12 protein-coding genes are annotated in these 15194 nt (G+C 70.2%); 5 read left to right on the top strand and 7 right to left on the bottom strand.

What is annotated here, in order from left to right:
• Nucleotides 1–4 precede the first annotated feature (4 nt).
• Together INP57_RS19355 and INP57_RS19350 are read left to right on the top strand one after the other, a co-directional pair.
• A complete protein-coding gene (locus INP57_RS19355) occupies nucleotides 5–1363 on the top strand; it encodes an MFS transporter (RefSeq protein ID WP_200071684.1) in 1359 nt (452 codons plus the stop codon).
• Between the two features lie 355 nt (nucleotides 1364–1718).
• Nucleotides 1719–2564, top strand: a complete 846-nt coding sequence (locus tag INP57_RS19350; RefSeq protein WP_200071683.1) for a phenylacetaldoxime dehydratase family protein — start codon at nucleotides 1719–1721, stop codon at nucleotides 2562–2564.
• A 120-nt stretch (nucleotides 2565–2684) separates the two neighbouring features.
• Here the strand turns inward: INP57_RS19350 and INP57_RS19345 are convergent, their stop codons facing one another.
• The 4 genes from INP57_RS19345 to INP57_RS19330 form a co-directional block, all read right to left on the bottom strand.
• Nucleotides 2685–3113, bottom strand: coding sequence for a hypothetical protein (locus tag INP57_RS19345; protein ID WP_200071682.1), 429 nt, complete (start codon nucleotides 3111–3113; stop codon nucleotides 2685–2687).
• Between the two features lie 160 nt (nucleotides 3114–3273).
• Nucleotides 3274–4734, bottom strand: a complete 1461-nt coding sequence (locus INP57_RS19340) for a helix-turn-helix domain-containing protein (protein WP_200071681.1) — start codon at nucleotides 4732–4734, stop codon at nucleotides 3274–3276.
• Between the two features lie 496 nt (nucleotides 4735–5230).
• The gene (locus INP57_RS19335) at nucleotides 5231–5515 is read right to left on the bottom strand and encodes a DUF1540 domain-containing protein (protein ID WP_200071680.1); all 285 of its coding nucleotides are present in this window, start codon (nucleotides 5513–5515) and stop codon (nucleotides 5231–5233) included.
• Between the two features lie 175 nt (nucleotides 5516–5690).
• Nucleotides 5691–5903 carry a hypothetical protein gene (locus INP57_RS19330; protein WP_200071679.1) on the bottom strand — a complete coding sequence of 71 codons (213 nt, stop codon included), beginning with the start codon at nucleotides 5901–5903 and terminating at the stop codon, nucleotides 5691–5693.
• Nucleotides 5904–6102: 199 nt separating this feature from the next.
• On the opposite strand from INP57_RS19330, the gene INP57_RS19325 reads away from it, so the two are divergent.
• Nucleotides 6103–6792: a DUF1990 family protein gene (locus tag INP57_RS19325; RefSeq protein WP_307850172.1), complete on the top strand. Its 690-nt coding sequence runs from the start codon at nucleotides 6103–6105 to the stop codon at nucleotides 6790–6792.
• A 502-nt stretch (nucleotides 6793–7294) separates the two neighbouring features.
• Here the strand turns inward: INP57_RS19325 and INP57_RS19320 are convergent.
• Nucleotides 7295–7633, bottom strand: coding sequence for an ArsR/SmtB family transcription factor (locus INP57_RS19320; RefSeq protein ID WP_200071677.1), 339 nt, complete (start codon nucleotides 7631–7633; stop codon nucleotides 7295–7297).
• A gap of 77 nt (nucleotides 7634–7710) precedes the next feature.
• On the opposite strand from INP57_RS19320, the gene INP57_RS19315 reads away from it, so the two are divergent.
• Entirely contained in the window at nucleotides 7711–8925 is a 1215-nt protein-coding gene (locus INP57_RS19315) for an MFS transporter (protein WP_200071676.1), read from the top strand.
• 283 nt (nucleotides 8926–9208) lie between these two features.
• Here the strand turns inward: INP57_RS19315 and INP57_RS19310 are convergent, their stop codons facing one another.
• Nucleotides 9209–10369, bottom strand: a complete 1161-nt coding sequence (locus INP57_RS19310) for a beta-ketoacyl synthase N-terminal-like domain-containing protein (protein WP_200071675.1) — start codon at nucleotides 10367–10369, stop codon at nucleotides 9209–9211.
• 410 nt (nucleotides 10370–10779) lie between these two features.
• On the opposite strand from INP57_RS19310, the gene INP57_RS19305 reads away from it, so the two are divergent.
• Nucleotides 10780–13500 carry a sensor domain-containing protein gene (locus INP57_RS19305; RefSeq protein ID WP_200071674.1) on the top strand — a complete coding sequence of 907 codons (2721 nt, stop codon included), beginning with the start codon at nucleotides 10780–10782 and terminating at the stop codon, nucleotides 13498–13500.
• 7 nt (nucleotides 13501–13507) lie between these two features.
• Here INP57_RS19305 and INP57_RS19300 read toward each other — a convergent pair whose 3' ends face one another.
• Complete coding sequence (locus INP57_RS19300; protein ID WP_200071673.1) at nucleotides 13508–15043, bottom strand: aldehyde dehydrogenase family protein; 1536 nt, start codon at nucleotides 15041–15043, stop codon at nucleotides 13508–13510.
• Between the last annotated feature and the right edge of the window lie 151 nt (nucleotides 15044–15194).

The raw sequence follows: 15194 nt of genomic DNA, 5'->3' as shown, positions 1-15194 counted from the left end.
CACCATGCCCGAGACCACCGCCACCAGTCGCGCGGAGCACCGCAGAATCGCCATCGCCGCCGCAGCCGGGACCACCATCGAATGGTACGACTTCTTCATCTACGCCCTTTGCGCCGGTCTCGTCTTCAACACCCAGTACTTCGCGGAACTCGGCGGGGACGCGCTGCTCGTGTCTTTCGCGACCATCGGGATCAGTTTCGTGTTCCGGCCGTTGGGAGCCGCCGCGGCCGGGCATCTCGGTGACCGGATCGGCAGGCGCGGGACGCTCATCTTCACGCTGCTGCTGATGGGCGGCTCCACCACGCTGATCGGCGCAATCCCGCCCAGCAGTTCCATCGGTGTCGCCGCTCCGATTCTGCTGGTGCTGCTGCGCATTCTGCAGGGCGTTTCCGCGGGAGGCGAATGGGGCGGAGCGGCATTGCTGGCCGTCGAGCACGCGCCGCGGAATCGGCGCGGGCTGTTCGGCGCTTACCCGCAGCTCGGTGCGCCCGCGGGGCTGCTGCTGTCCAACGGCGTGCTCGCCGCGGTCAGCGCCGCGACCTCGCAACAGCAATTCCTCGCCTGGGGATGGCGGATCCCGTTCCTGCTCAGCGTCGTGCTGATCGCGGTCGGCTGGTTGATCAGGGTGAAAGTCGCCGAAAGTCCCGTGTTCCGGCAGCTCCAGGACTCCGGCGGCCGGTCGCGCAGTCCGCTGGTGGCGGTCGTCCGGCGCAACTTCCCGATGCTCGTCGCGGGAGCACTGCTGTTCGCCGCGAACAACGCCGCCGGGTACATGACGACCGGGGGATACGTGCAGAGCTACGCGGTCAACACGCTGCGCCTGCCGCAGTCGGCCGTGCTCCTGGCGGTCATGGCCGGCGCTGTCGTGTGGCTGGTGACCACCTTGCTCGCGGGATGGCTTTCGGATCGACTCGGCAGGCTGGCGGTGTACCGGATCGGGTTCGGCATCCAATTGGTGTGGATGTTCCCGTTCTTCGCCCTGCTCGATTCCGGGAACATCGCGCTGCTGTTCCTCGCGCTCGTGCTCTACAGCGTCGGCCTCGGGCTCACCTATGGCCCGCAGGCGGCGCTCAACTCCGAAATGTTCCCCGCCTCCGTCCGCTACAGCGGTATCGCGCTCACTTACGCGACCGGTGCAGTGCTCGGCGGTGCATTCGCGCCCATGATCGCGCAAGCGCTGCAGTCCAGCACCGGTACGGTGCATTCCGTCGGTGCCTACCTCGCCGCTGTCACAGTGGTCGGTCTCGTCGTGGCTTGCGTTCTGAAAGACCGCTCCGGCATCCCCCTCACCCAAGAACGGCACGACACCGGATCGCACTCCGCGCACCCGGGCGGTGCTCGCGGCGGTGACCGAGCTCCGTGACGGTCCTGTGTGGACGGTTCGCGCCGTGCGCCGGTAACCCATGGGCGGGCCCGGCGCATCGGCGGCGACACGGCCGAACGGGTTCCGCTCGCAACGTGATCTTGTCCCCGGTCCGGAGATCGTTCATAGTGGCGGAGCAGCCGCAGTCGCGCCGAATTCGTCGCCGGTGAACGGAGCGTGCCGCCATGGAATCCGCGATCCCCCCGCACTTGGCGGACGAACGGACGCGGCCGGAGCACAAGTCGGGCGCGTTCCGACCGCCGTATCCCTCGTTCTCGGCACGGTTCGACCCGTCGGTGCAGCAAGTCGTCATGGCGTACTTCGGGGTGCAGCACTCCGGAGCGAACCGCCTGCGGTGGCCGAGTCCGCGCTGGCGCGGCTGGCAGGCACGGCGGCTTCGGCGCATCGCGAGCGGGCCCGGTACGTCGATGCGGCCGGCTACCGCACCACGGTGGAGATCCGGTATTGGACCGACCCGGCGGAGTACTCCGCATGGCTGGCGGACAACGACTTCTGGACCGCGGGACCGGCGAGCGAGCAGGCCGGGTTCTTCCTGGAAGTCGTGCAACCGAGCGTGCGGCGGTTCGAGACGCTGTTCTCCAATGATCGCCCGGAAGGCATCGCCGTCGCCGGTGCGGGGCTCAGCGGCGAGATCCGGGAACACGGGTACTGGGGCGGTGCGCGCGACCGGATGCCGCTGGCGCAGACGGATCCGCTCGCCCCTTCCGGAACAGTCGCGGCCCGGCGCGACGGCGACCGCGTCACGGTGGTGCCGAACAGCAACGTGTGCCTGATCCGCTCGGGCGAGGAATGGACCGAAACCGACGGCGACGAGCGCCGGATGTACCTCGAAGATGTCGAACCCGCGCTCCGAGCGGGCATGGACTTCCTCCGGGACGAGGGACTGGCGATCGGCTGCTACGCGAACCGGTACGCGCGAGTCCTGGCCGAGGACGGCAGCGAGACGGACAAGAGCTTCGGCCTGAGCTGGTGGCGCAGCCTCGAACACCTCGAAACCTGGGCCGAGTCCCACCCGACGCACGTGGCCATCTTCCGGGCGGCGCTGAAGTACCTGGCGGCGATGGGGCCCGCGGCGCGTCTGCGCCTGTACCACGAGGTCACGGTCGCGGAGCCGTTCTGGACGCGGTTCGAATACCTGGGTTGCCACTCCAGGACGGGATTGTTGCGCGCCGTTTCGTGACGGTTTTCGTTTCGGGTGCGGGCATTGCGGATGTGGCCCGTCGCGCACGTTGCGGCACCGCGATGTGAAGCGGCGGCGGCGCATGTGCTCCGCCGCCGCTTCCTCCCCCGCGCGGGAACGTCAGTCTTCGATCGCGCTCAGACTCTGCCCGTTGCTGCAGAAGTCCGGCCCCCAGCGCTGCTCGCAGACGTACATGCTCCCGATGTCGACGCCGACCTCGCCGCTGTTGGTCGTGTAATCGGTGCACCCGTCCCCCGGGCCGGTCCGGTCGTAGTAGTACTCGCCGTTTTCCGCGGCACCGCTGAAGTGCACGTAAACGGCGTGTCCATCATCCTCTCGGTCGCAGACTCTGAAGTGGTCGTGTTGGCCATCGGAGAACTGCGCGAAATCGGTGCCCTGTTCCTTCTTGTAGTAGTAGTCGTGCTGGTCATCCTGCTCGGCCGTGTCCTCGATCGTGAACTCGAACGCCGGACTCGAAAAGCCGACGAGCGCCGCGCCGAGAACGATCCCCGCCGTGGTGCCGCTGACCAGCGAACTTCGCTTGATCATCGGTGCTTCCCCAGTAGTGCATAAACTCCCCGCGGCCTCGAACGGAAGTCGCTGTCCGCGTCCCGCTCGAACGCGGCTTGCGAATCAAGACGTTAGCGGCGCTATTCGCCCCGGCCAATGTGCACGCCGATCAATTTCGGGACCCGATTGTGCACGGTGCTCAGCCGGTACGGGCGGCGGTGATGTCCAGCGCGTGGACGACGTCGTAGATGCCGCTTCCGATGGTCAGCAGGTCGAGGCTCAACGCGGTCTCGGCTGCGAGCAGGTGCGCGCGGACCGTGTTGCGGCTGATGTCCAAGCGGCGGGCGGCCTGCTGGGCGTCGGCGTTGGCGTCGATCCAGCCTTGCAGCGTGCGGCGATGCCGGGCTTGCAGCGGCCGCAGCAGGGAGTCGGCCCAGGCGAAGACGGCTTCGGCGCGCATCAGCTCGTCGAGTGGCTGCGGTCGTTGCCGGTCGTCCGCGTCGGCCCCGGCGCAGGAGCCGGTCAAGGCCAGCGCCAGGTTGACGGTGGCTCGGTCGCGGACGTCGTCGAGATCCAGTTCCAGCGCCCGTTCCACCCGCCCGAGGTGTGCGGCGACGGTGTTGCGGCTGAGCCCGAGCAACCGCGCTACGCCGGATCGGGGCAGGCCCATGACCAGCCGGGTGATGTCCGCGCTGGTCTTCGGAACCGAGTCCAGCGGCCGCAGCAACGCCCGGGCCCAATTGAGCGCGGGCCGCTGGGCAAGGACGCCTTCCAGCCGGGACCGGCCGTGGTAGGAGGCCACGCGGTCGGCGGTGGTGCGGGCGGCGGCCAGCGCGTGGACGGCCTGGGAGTATGCGGCGGCCGTCGCGTTGAGCGGCTGAGCGGCGCTGATGCCCAGCGCATAACCAGGGTTGTCGCGGACCAGGCGGCGCAAGAGTCCTGCCAGCCCCGGGTCGCCTTGACCTTCGCGCTCGGCGACGAGGCAGATCAAGTGCTCGTTGATGACCGGGCAGTGCACCATCAGATCGCCGCCGTGGAAACCGGCGGGATCCTGGTGGAGCACGGGAAGCCGGTCCCGGTCGGTCTGCGGGCAACGCAGCAGATAGATGCGCAGACCGGTTGCCTCCAGCAGCGGTGGAACGGCACCGCTGTTCATCCGGCGGGCCAGCACCGGCTCGCCCGCCAGCAACGCGTGCAGCACGCCTAACCGCACCTGGCGTGCCTTGTCCTGGTAGCCGCGGTTGGCCAGGTCGCCGTCTTCGGCTCGGCGCAGCAAGGTGAGGACGCTGCCGGCGTGCGAGGTCAGCGAGATCGCCTCGGGTGTCGGCTTGGAAACCCCGGCCACCACGAGCACTGGGTGCGGCTCACCGGACCCGAGCGCTTCGCAGTGCACGTGCAGCTGTTCGGTCTCGGTCGCGGCCGAGGCCAGCTGTCCACCGGCCATGCGTTCGAGCAGCGCAGCGAGCGCGGGCAACACCTCGCGCGGAAAGCCCGTGGTGCACGAGCGGACCGTTGCCCCGTACTCGACCAAAGCGACCTGGGCGCTCGTCTGCCTGCGCAGCCAGTGGAGAACCTTGCGCTCGTCCGGCGCGTCCCCCGATCTCGTCTGGCGCCGCACCTCGCGGAGCAACCCGTCCAAACCCGCACCCGCCACGACCATGCACCTCCCTGCGCCGAGCGTCCTCGCCGGTCAGGGGTGCTCGTCCCGGGGAACCCGGACTCCTGCATCTACTGCAAGCTTCCGACGACGACGCCGATCGCGGGCACGATAGCCGAGTTTTCGACGCGCAGAAGCCGGATTCCGGCACGATTCCCACGCAGGTTGGCCGCATCATCGGCTTTTGGAGCAGTATCGCGAGTTACCGCAACGCAGCGGTCACCGCCGTCGATGGGAGCGGCCTGCTCCGCACTCGGCGCGCGGGAGCCGGACTGGCAGACGGATCCGGGATATCGGGCGGAACACCGCGCAACTGCACCCGTGCGCGCATGAAACATCGCGGGTGGCCGTCGGCCCGGATACGGCTGACCGGCGGCCTTCCCGCGATGCTGCTCCCGCCCTCAGCGAGCGTTTCGCCTTTCGGCGTGGTCGATCCCGGGGCGCGGTGCGTTGTTCTTGTCGTGCGAGTGCGATCTCGGCGCGGCCGGGACCGCGGCAGTCACGCCGGCTGGTACGTCAGGCAGTCGACGATGTCCCGCTGCAGACCGACCGTGATGCCGGGTGCTTGGCATTCCAGGTCGACGTTGTGCTCGCAGTTGGACATCGTGCACGCGCCGACACGGCCGGTGGCGGACGGATCGCCGCCGCGCTCGGCCGCGGTGGTGAAGGTGTCGCACCGGGCGTCGGACTGCTGTCCCACGGTGATGGCCAGCGCGTGGCAGGTGTGGTTGTTGTTGTAGGCGCACTTCTCGGCGGTGCATTCGGTGACGGCGGGCATTTGCATGGGTTCCTCCTCGTGGTGGGATCCGCTCACTGTGCACCTGAGCGGGCGCAGCTGCGACATCAACTTCGCCCGTGGCAAATGACGGCCGGGTGTGCAGCGTGGGCGCGCACCCGCCCGGTGTCGATCCACAGTGGATGGCGAGTGTCCGGATAGCAGGACCCTTGTCGGGCAGTGCTTATTCGTGCTGCCCCACGGAATCGCCGATCAGCCAGAACATCGGCGGCCACAGGCCCACGAACAGCGCGCGGCGCTCCGCGTTGCCGCGCGCGCTCTGATCCACCGTCTTGGCCCGGATCCACAGCCCGATGCACAGCGCTATCGAACCCATCGACAGCAGGTGGAAATGATCGCTGCGAAGCCCCGAGCGGTGCAGCAGCTTCACCATCATGGCGCCTCCGCGGTGTTTCTCGCCGTCACTGCGGGTACGTCGAAAAGCGTAGTGGCACTCCGCTCGAAGCACAGGGGCTCGAAGCACAGGGGCCGAAGCACAGGGGTCCGAACTGCAGGGGCCGAAGCGCAGGGTTCCGGTGCCCCGGGTTCCGGTGCACAGGGAAGTGGGTCCAGCGTTGATGCGTTCGGGAACCTTGGTGGCGCGGTGGTTGCTCGGCACCGCGCTGGTGTCGTGGCGCTACCTGTGGCAGATCACGCCGCTGCACCGCAGCGAGTGCCTGGGCCGGGTGCCGGACGACACGCCCCCGCCGCTGCCTGCGGAGTTGCACGACGACCGCCTGCAGACCGCCGACGAGGGAGTGGGGTCGTTCTACCACCGCCGGTTCCGCGTGGAAATCCTCGACGCCGTGCTCGGACCCGGTGCGCTGATGCGGCGGGTGGCGGGCGAGTTCCAGCGGTTCGTGCCGTCCGAGGTGGTCGGTGTGCGCATCGGCGAGCAGGTCAGCGGCCCGCTCAAGGTCGGTGACGAACTGGTCGTGGAGATGCCGGGGCCGTGGGACGGCCCGGTCCGCGTGGTTCATGCCGCGGACACGTGCCTGCGGCTGGCGACGCTGCGGGGACATCTGGAGGCGGGCCAGGTCGAGTTCCACGCCGCGCGCGACGGCGACGTGCTCACCTTCGAGGTCCAAGCGTGGGCGCGCCCGAGCACGCGGCTGGTGCGGTGGCTCTACAGCAGCGTCCGGTTGGCCAAGGAAGCGCAGCTCAACATGTGGGTGCGCTGTTGCCGGGCCGCGGCGCGGGAAGCCGGTGGGCACCCGAGCAACGGAGTGGTGATCGAAACCCGGCAACTGCCCGAGGACGTCCGCGTCCAGCCGGACACCGCGTGAACTCGTTCGCCGACCCGCAGCAGGAGCGTTCGCGGAAATTCCGGCCGTGCGAGCCGGAACGTCCGCCACGCCGTGGCCCTTGCCGCGGGCCGGCGGGGTTCAGCAACCGAGCACGAACGGATCGCGAGCGGCCGATTCGTCGGTGTTGATCCACCCGTCTTGAGCCGGGTGCACTCGCGGACCGCTTCGGTGCGGGGACGCTGTGCTTGAACCCGGCACGCGGCGGCTTCGGGGACATCGCGCGGAAGGTGTTCACCGTCCCGATGTCCAAAGTGGACGACAGCCGGTGCGCGCGGGCGAGGTCGCGGGTCCGGCCCCGGGCCGCCAGGCCGTAGGGGAGTCGTTGGCGAGTTTGACGGCAGTACCTGTGGACCCGTTCCGCGGCGAGAACCGCCGAGCGCCCGCTCAGCCGGAAGTAGTCAGTGGCGCGCGGGTCCGGCGGCGTTCGCCGCTGCACCCGCGCTCCCATGTGGACAGTGCGCTGCGCCGCTCCGCGGCGGGCTCACCGCTTCGGGGGCGCGGCGTCGAGCACGGCGCTGAGCAGTCCGGGGAAGCGTTCGCCGAGTTCCCGCTCGCGCAGCCGGCTGGGGCGCGCGGTGCCCGCCAGCCGGGTCGAGACGATGCCGCTCTCGCGCAGGATGTGCATGTGGTGCGAGACGGTGGAGACCTTGATCGGCACGTCCAGCGCCGAGCAGGTGGATTCCCCCGCGGTTCGCAGGCTGCGCACGATCTGCAGGCGCGCCGGCTCGGCCAGCGCCTGCAGCACGACCCCGACGTCCAACTGCGCGAGGTCCGGCTGCGGCAGCCAGACTTCCTCGGATCCCGCCCTTGCGATGTCCATTGCCTCTTACGATACCCGTCGAAGCAGTATTACGATGATCTTCGTAATAGTCGACGTTCTTCGGAAGAGGGGGAAGGGTGACCCAGAGCGTTGCGGCGGGCACGCGCTGGCGCGCCCACGCGCTGGTCCTGGCGTTCGGCACGTTCGCGGTCGGCACCGACGCTTACGTGATCGCGGGCGTGCTGCCGGAACTCGCGCACTCGCTGGACATCGGGGTCGCCGCCGCGGGACAGCTGGTCACGGTCTTCGCGATCGGCTACGCGGTGCTGTCGCCGATGCTGGCCGCGTTGACCTCGCACTGGTCGCGGCGCACCGTGCTGCTGACCGCGCTGGTGCTGTTCGCGCTCGGCAACGTCGCCACCGCGCTCGCGCCCGGCTACGGTGCGGTGCTCGCGGCCCGGTTGCTCGCGGCGGCCGGCGCGGCGATGTACACCCCGAACGCCGCGGCTACCGCTGCGGCGCTGGCCGGTGCGGCCAAGCGTGGGCAGGCCTTCTCGATCGTCAACGTCGGCTTGTCGTCGTCGCTGGTGCTCGGTGCCCCGCTGGGAACGGCGATCGGGGCGCTGTGGGGGTGGCGGGCCACCATGTGGTTCCTCACCGTGCTCGCGGTGCTGATCGCGCCGATCATCGCGTGGCGGCTGCCTTCGGTGCAGCTGCCCGCCGCGGCGGGCCTGCGGCAGCGGTTCGCGCCGCTGGGAGATCGCCGGGTGCTCGGTGCGCTGGCCATCACGGTGATCGCGTTCGTCGGCATCTTCATCCCGTACACCTACATCAGCGTGGTGTACGCGCCGGTGATCGAAGGCAGGCAGGACCTGCTGACCGTGCTGCTGCTGGTGTTCGGCGTCGCGGGAACCGTCGGGAACCTCACCGCAGGGCACGTCGCCGATCGGCAGTGGCCGCGCCGGGTCGTCGTCGCGGTTGCGGTCCTGCTGGCCGTGGTGTTCGGGATCGCCGTCGTGGCACGGGAATCGCTGCCTGCCGCCATCCCGGTGATCGTGGTCTCCGGCCTGCTTTCCTGGTCGGTGCTCAGCCCTCAGCAGCACCGGGTGGTGGCGCTGCGGCCGGAGGCGTCCGCGTTGGTCGTCTCGCTCAACGCGGCGGCCGTCTACCTCGGGGTGTCGCTGTCCGGCGTGCTCGGCGCGGCCGGGCTGAACCTGCTGGGGCAGGCTGCGCTCCCGCTGCTCGGTTCGGCGTTCCTGATCGTGGCCGCGCTGCTGACCCTGGCCACCGGCAGGCCCCGCGAGCCCGAGACCGTCGAGCAGTCCCCGAGCGCGTCGGCGACCGGCAGCTGAACCGCGTCGCGCTGGACTTCCGGAGACCGGGCACATCTGGCGTTCACCGAACCGGTGCAGCCGTTCCGAGCCGAGCAGGGCAGCCGCGGCGCCGGTCGCCTGATGTCCAACGGCGACCCGCGCTCCTCGGAGCCGTCAGTCCCGTTCCTCGTGGTCGTGCGTTGCGCGTCCCGGTTCGCCGACGTCGAGCCGTCAGCGAACCGGTGGGTCGATCTCGCGCACGCACCGGGAAGAGCCGCGCCGGATTCCGCCGTTCCGGAAGTGGCCGCGAGCGCTGACCGGATCAGGCCGGTGGTGCGAGGACGACCGCGGAGTTGTGCCCGCCCAGGCCCAGCGACGCCTTGACGGTGAGTCCCGGCTCCGCGGGTGTCGGCCCGTCCAGCAGCCGCGGGTGGCCGGACGCGACCGCAGGCGGCGCCGGGATGAGCCCGTGCTCGTAGCCGAGGGCGGTCGCGCTGATCTCGACCGCGGAGGCAGCGCCCATGCAATGACCCGCGAGCGGCTTCACCGAGTAGATCCCGGCTTCGGGGGAGAACAGCTCGTCGAAGACGGCTGCCTCGGCGCGGTCGCACTGCGCGGTGCCGGGACCGTGGGCGTTGAGGTGGGCGACGTCGGCCCCGCGGACGCCGGAGTTCTCCAGCGCCTCGGAGAAGCAGCGGCTCACCTCGGTGTGCCCCGGGTCGACGGAGGTGACGTGGTGGGCGTCGTGCGACATCGCGCCACCGAGCAGGTCGGCGTAGGGGCGCGGTGAGCGCTTCGACAGCACCATGCCGACCGAGGCCTCGCCGATCACGAATCCCCGGCTGCCTTCCTGGAAGGGCCGGCAGGCGTCGAGCGGTTCGGCGTCGGTGATCGCGACCCCGAGGCGGTTGAAGTGCAGCACGTGCTCGGGGGTGGCCATCAGGTCGGTGTTGATGAACACGACGTCGTCCACCACTCCCGCATCCAGCCAGGCCTTCGCGGTCAGCAGGCCCGAGTTGCCCGCGGCGCACATCGCGGAGATGTTCATCGCCGGACCGTGGAAGCCGAACTCCTGCATGAACGTCGACATCGGGGTCGAGGGCATGAGGCCGAGGTAGTCGCGCACCCGCGCGTCCGATTCCTTGGCCGTGTAGAAGTCGTTCCACAGGTCGGTGTCGCCGAGCACCGTCGCGTGCAGCAGGCCGACGCGCCGTCCGGGCTCCCAGCCGCGGCTTTCGGCGTCGCTGATCGCTTCCCGGGCGGCGCCGCGCATGGCCCTGGCGAAGCGGCTCGGCCCGTCCGCCTCGTCCCCGCCGTCCGGAACACCGGCTACCCAGGCCGTCTCGTCGCGGCCGGGGCCGTGGCCGCCGGTGCGGGTGGCGGCCGGCTTGCTGCCCGCCAAGCCGTCCCAGAGGGCTTGGCGGCCCCATCCGTAGCCGGTCACCGCTCCGATTCCGCTGATTCCGCAGTGCTGCACGCTCATCGCCCTCCTGTCGGCGAGTCCTCGCCCACCGGGTCGTCGGCGGGCATCGCGCCCGGGGACCGTCTCGACGTCGGGTCGAACCGTACGGTGCCCGGCCACTCGGCAGCGTGAAGAAAAAACCGCGAGATCACTACCAAATGTGCGCGTCGTCGCTCATTCATAAACCCACACAGACTAAGATCGCCCTACAGTGAACATCCGCTATCGCTGTATGTATTCAAATTCGCGGTCTTCCCGGGCATTCCGAAGATCGGGCCCCGGCTGCTGCGGCCGGTTGGCGCAATGGAATCGTGGGAACCCCTGGGCCGATCGGGGCAGGACGAGCGACTTGCGCAGTGCGCCAGTTCGTCGTGGACTCGGGGAGTGTCCAGCCGTGCCGGGATGTACCCGAAGTCGCAACTGGACTGATCATGGAATTCGATCCGCGCGCGAGCCGGTCCCCGGACGATCTCGACCAGCAATTCCTCGATCTCGCGCTCGCCGTGCACAACGCGGTCGGCTGGTCGATCGAGCACGCAGGCGCGGACGTGGCGTGGATGCCGGGCATGGATGAGCTGCTGGGAATGGCCGGTGGCGCCGAGCGCGACGTGCAGGCCCGGTTGCTGGAACTGCTCGAACCCTTCCGGGCAGGCGCGGACACGACCGCCCGGGGGCAGGAGCTCGACCTGGAGCACCAGGTCTCCGGCCCGGACGGGGAAGTCCGGGTGCTGCACTTCCACGCCCGCCCGACGGGCCGGACCGGCGGGCTGATCGGGCTCGTCCGGGACATCACCGCGCTGCACCGGGACAGGCGGGCGCTGGCCGATCTCGCCGGGCGCTACCGGCTGCTGGTCGAACTCAGCCCGGACGTGATCCTGGTGCACCAGCACGAGATCATCAGGTACGCCAACACGGCCGCGCGCACCATCCTCGGCGCCGACTCCAGCGAACAGCTCGTCGGGCGCGACCTCACCGACATCGTCGCCCCGGCCACCATCCCGGAGATGCGCGAGCGGATCCGGTCGCTGACCCACCCCGGTGCCGCCACCGCGCGGTCGCAAGCCGACCTGCGGCGCCTCGACGGCGTCCCGGTACCGGTGGAACTGGTATCGGTGCTGACCAGCTGGGAAGGCGCACCGGCGCTGCAGGTCGTCGCCCGCGACGTCACCGCGCAGAAGGCCGCCGAGGCCGCGCTGCGCTACCAGGCCGCGCTGGTGCAGCACGTCAACGACGCGATCATCGCGACGGACCGCAACGGGCTGGTCACCAGCTGGAACCCCGCGGCCGAGGAGGTCTACGGGGTGGCCGCGGAGCAGGCGCTGGGCAGGCACGTAGCGGAACTCGTCGGCGCACCTCTGCAACCCGCCGACGTGCTCGCCATCGGAGGCGCCACCGAGACCCGGCACCGGCACAGCGACGGCTCCGCGCTCGTGATCCGGCTTTCGGCGGCCGAGATGGGTTCCGGATACGTGCTCGTGTGCGGCGACGAAACCGCGCGGCGGCGCGCCGAGCAGGACTTCGCCACCGTGGTCGACGCGCTCGACGAAGGCGTCATCGTGGTGGGCCCGGACGACGTCGTCGAGTCCGCCAACCCCGCCGCCGGGCGGGTGCTGGGCGCGGACACGTCCGCGATCGTCGGCTCGTCCATCGATACGTGGCGCCTGTTCGACGAGACCGGGACCGAGCTGCGGCCGGACGAGGACCCGTCGCGGACCACCCGGCGGACCGGGCGACCGCAACGCTGGCGAGTGCTGCGCCTGGAGCGCTCGGACGGGCACGGGGCTTGGCTGGCGGTGAACTCCAGGCCGCTGAACCCGCTGGAGAACCCGCTGCGCCGGGTGGTCACCTCGTTCACCGACATCACCGAGGCCCGGGCCAACCGGGAACGCCTGCAGTACGAGGCCAACCACGACCCGCTGACCGGGCTGGTCAACCGCACCCGGGTCCTGCAGCACCTGGGAGCGCCGCGGGAGCCGAGGCCGCTGGCCGTGCTGTTCCTCGACCTGGACAACTTCAAGCGCATCAACGACTCCCTCGGCCACGCCACGGGCGACGAGGTGCTGCGGGTCGTCGGGGAGCGGCTGGTGCGCACCGCGCCCGACGAGGCGCTGGTCGGCAGGCTCGGCGGCGACGAGTTCGTCGTCGTGCACAACGAAAGCGCCGAGGCGGTGCTCGGCGAACTCGGCGAACGGCTGCTGGCGACGCTCACCGAGCCGATCCACGTGCAGGGCAGGCGACTGCACGTCGCCGGGAGCATCGGGGTGGTGGTCTCCCGGCCGGGCGATGCGCGCGTCGCCCAGGACGTCCTGCGCGATGCGGATGTCGCGATGTACCAGGCCAAAACGCGCGGCGGCGCCCGGTGCGCGTTCTTCGGCGTGGAGTTGCGGGAACGCGTGCAGCGCAACATGGCGCTGGAACAGGATCTCCGCCACGCCGTGGAGCAGGACCAGCTCTGGGTCGCCTACCAGCCCATCGTCGATGCGGCCAGCGGGCGCACGGCGGTCGTGGAAGCGCTGCTGCGCTGGGCGCATCCGGTGCACGGGACGGTCTCGCCGGGCGAGTTCATCCCGCTGGCCGAGGAAAGCGACCTGATCGACCACATCGGCGCGCACATGCTTCGCGTGGCGTCCCGCCAACTCGCCGCCGAACGCCGCCGCCACCGGATCGACCTGCGGCTGAACGTGAACCTCTCACCCCGCCAGCTCGAAGACCACCGGCTTCCCGAGCTCGTGCGGCAGGCGCTGGCCGAGTCCGGCCTGCCCGCGCACGCGCTGTGCTTCGAGATCACCGAGCACGCGCTCATCCACGACCCGGATGCGGCGAACCGGATGCTCAACGGCCTGCGCGAGCTGGGCGTGCGGCTGGCCATCGACGACTTCGGCACCGGCAACTCCTCGCTGGCGCAGCTGTGGCGGCTGCCGGTGGACACCCTCAAGATCGACCGGTCGTTCGTGACCGAACTCGGCGAGTCCGACCGGCTCGGGGTCATCGTCACCAGCATCGTCGCCATGGCCCACGCGGTCGGTCTGGAGGTGGTGGGCGAAGGCGTCGAGACGCCTCGCCAGCTCCAGCTGCTGCGCGAACTCGGCTGCGATCAGGTGCAGGGCTTCTACCTGGGCAAGCCCGCGCCGCTCGCGGAACTCCTGCCCTGATCCGCGGTCACGACAGGAACCGCCGCACGATGCGGTTGCCGAACCCGTAGCGCACCAGCGAGTCGAGGTTGCGGACCACGCTGGGCGTGTAGGGGTACCAGATGTTCTCCTTCTTCAGCGGCCAACGGCTCAGCAGCAGCGGCTGGGGATGGGTGAACCCGCGCAGCGCGTCGGTGCCGTTGACCTGCCCCAGACCGCTGTCCTTGCGGCCGCCGAACGGGGCTTCGGCGACGCCGTAGATCACGGCCGCGTCGTTGTGCACCACCGAGCCGGTCGTCAGGCGCGCCGCGATCTCCCGGGCCCTCCTCGTGCTCTTGGTGAACACGCTCCCGCCGAGGCCGTACGCGCTGTCGTTGGCCCGGCGCACCGCTTCCTCGTCGTCGCGCACGCGCATGATGGCCGCCACCGGCCCGAAGGTCTCCTCCCGCATGATGTCCATGTCGTGCGCAGCGCCGACGACGACCGTGGGCTGGAAGTACAGGCCCTCCGCGGACCCGCGCTCGCCGCCGACGGCGATGGTGGCGCCCTTCTCCCCGGCGTCCCGGACGTGCCGGGTGACCACGTCGAGCTGCTTGTCCGAGAACAGCGGGCCCATGTCCTTGTCGCCTGCGCCGTAGCTGATCGCTGCCGCTTTTTCCCGCACCAGGCGGATGAATTCGTCGGCGACCTCGTCTGCCACGTAGATCCGCTCGACGCTGAGGCAGACCTGACCGGTGTTGAACATCGACAGGTACACCGCGCCGTTGGCGGCTCGCTCCAGATCGGCGTCCGCGCAGACGATCATCGCGTCCTTGCCGCCCAGCTCCAGGGTGCACGGGATGAGCCGCTGCGCGCTGCGCGCCGCGATGGTGCGCCCGGTGGGCACGCTGCCGGTGAACGAGATCTTGTCGACCTGGCCGTCGACCAGTGCGGCGCCGGTCTCACCGTCGCCGTGCACGACCTGCACCAGGTCCTCGGGAACGCCGGCCGCGTGCAGGATCCGCACCGCCCACTCGGCCGATCGCGGAGTCATCTCCGAGGGTTTGAGCACCACCCCGTTGCCCGCCAGCAGCGCTTGAACCACGGGATTCAGCGACAGCACGAAGGGCGCGTTCCACGGCGTGATCACGCCGACCACGCCGAGCGGCTGGTAGTGGATCCGCAGCTTCTTCAGCGGGCGGATGTAGCCGTGCACCTTGCGGCGCTCGTCGCGCAGGTCCCGGTGCGCCCGGCTGCTCCAGTGGTTGAGGAAGTCGCAGGCGGGCACGATCTCGATCGCGAGCGCTTCGGCGCGCGGCTTGCCGGTCTCGGCCTGCAACGTCGCGATGATCTCGTCGCGGCGCGCGACCAGTTCGTCGACGGCCGAGCGAACGATCGCGGCGCGTTCCTTGACCGGGCGGGCCGCCCAAGCGGCCTGCGCCGCCCGCGCGCGGCTGATCGCGTGGTCGACGTCGTCCTTGCTGCTGATGTCGAGTTCGCCGACGCACTGCTGGTCCACCGGACTGTCCAGGCGCAGGCGCCGGTGCCCGTCGGGTGCGCTGGGGAGCGGGTTCGCGATGGCCATCGGCTTGCCTCCGGGGACGGCGCGTACGGGCGGGTTTCGCCGCACGCGGACTGGAGCCGCCAGCGGCTGCTGGACTATGTAACAGGTTCTAATTCAGCAGTGGGCCGCTGCCTGAGCGGAGTCGGGGCATATCCGCGGACTGTAGAGGCGC

The organism is Saccharopolyspora galaxeae (genome assembly GCF_016526145.1).
In the GTDB taxonomy this organism is placed as follows: Bacteria; Actinomycetota; Actinomycetes; order Mycobacteriales; family Pseudonocardiaceae; genus Saccharopolyspora_C; species Saccharopolyspora_C galaxeae.
The sequence above is the reverse complement of the archived record's forward strand: the minus strand, read 5'-3'. Positions and strand labels throughout refer to the sequence as shown.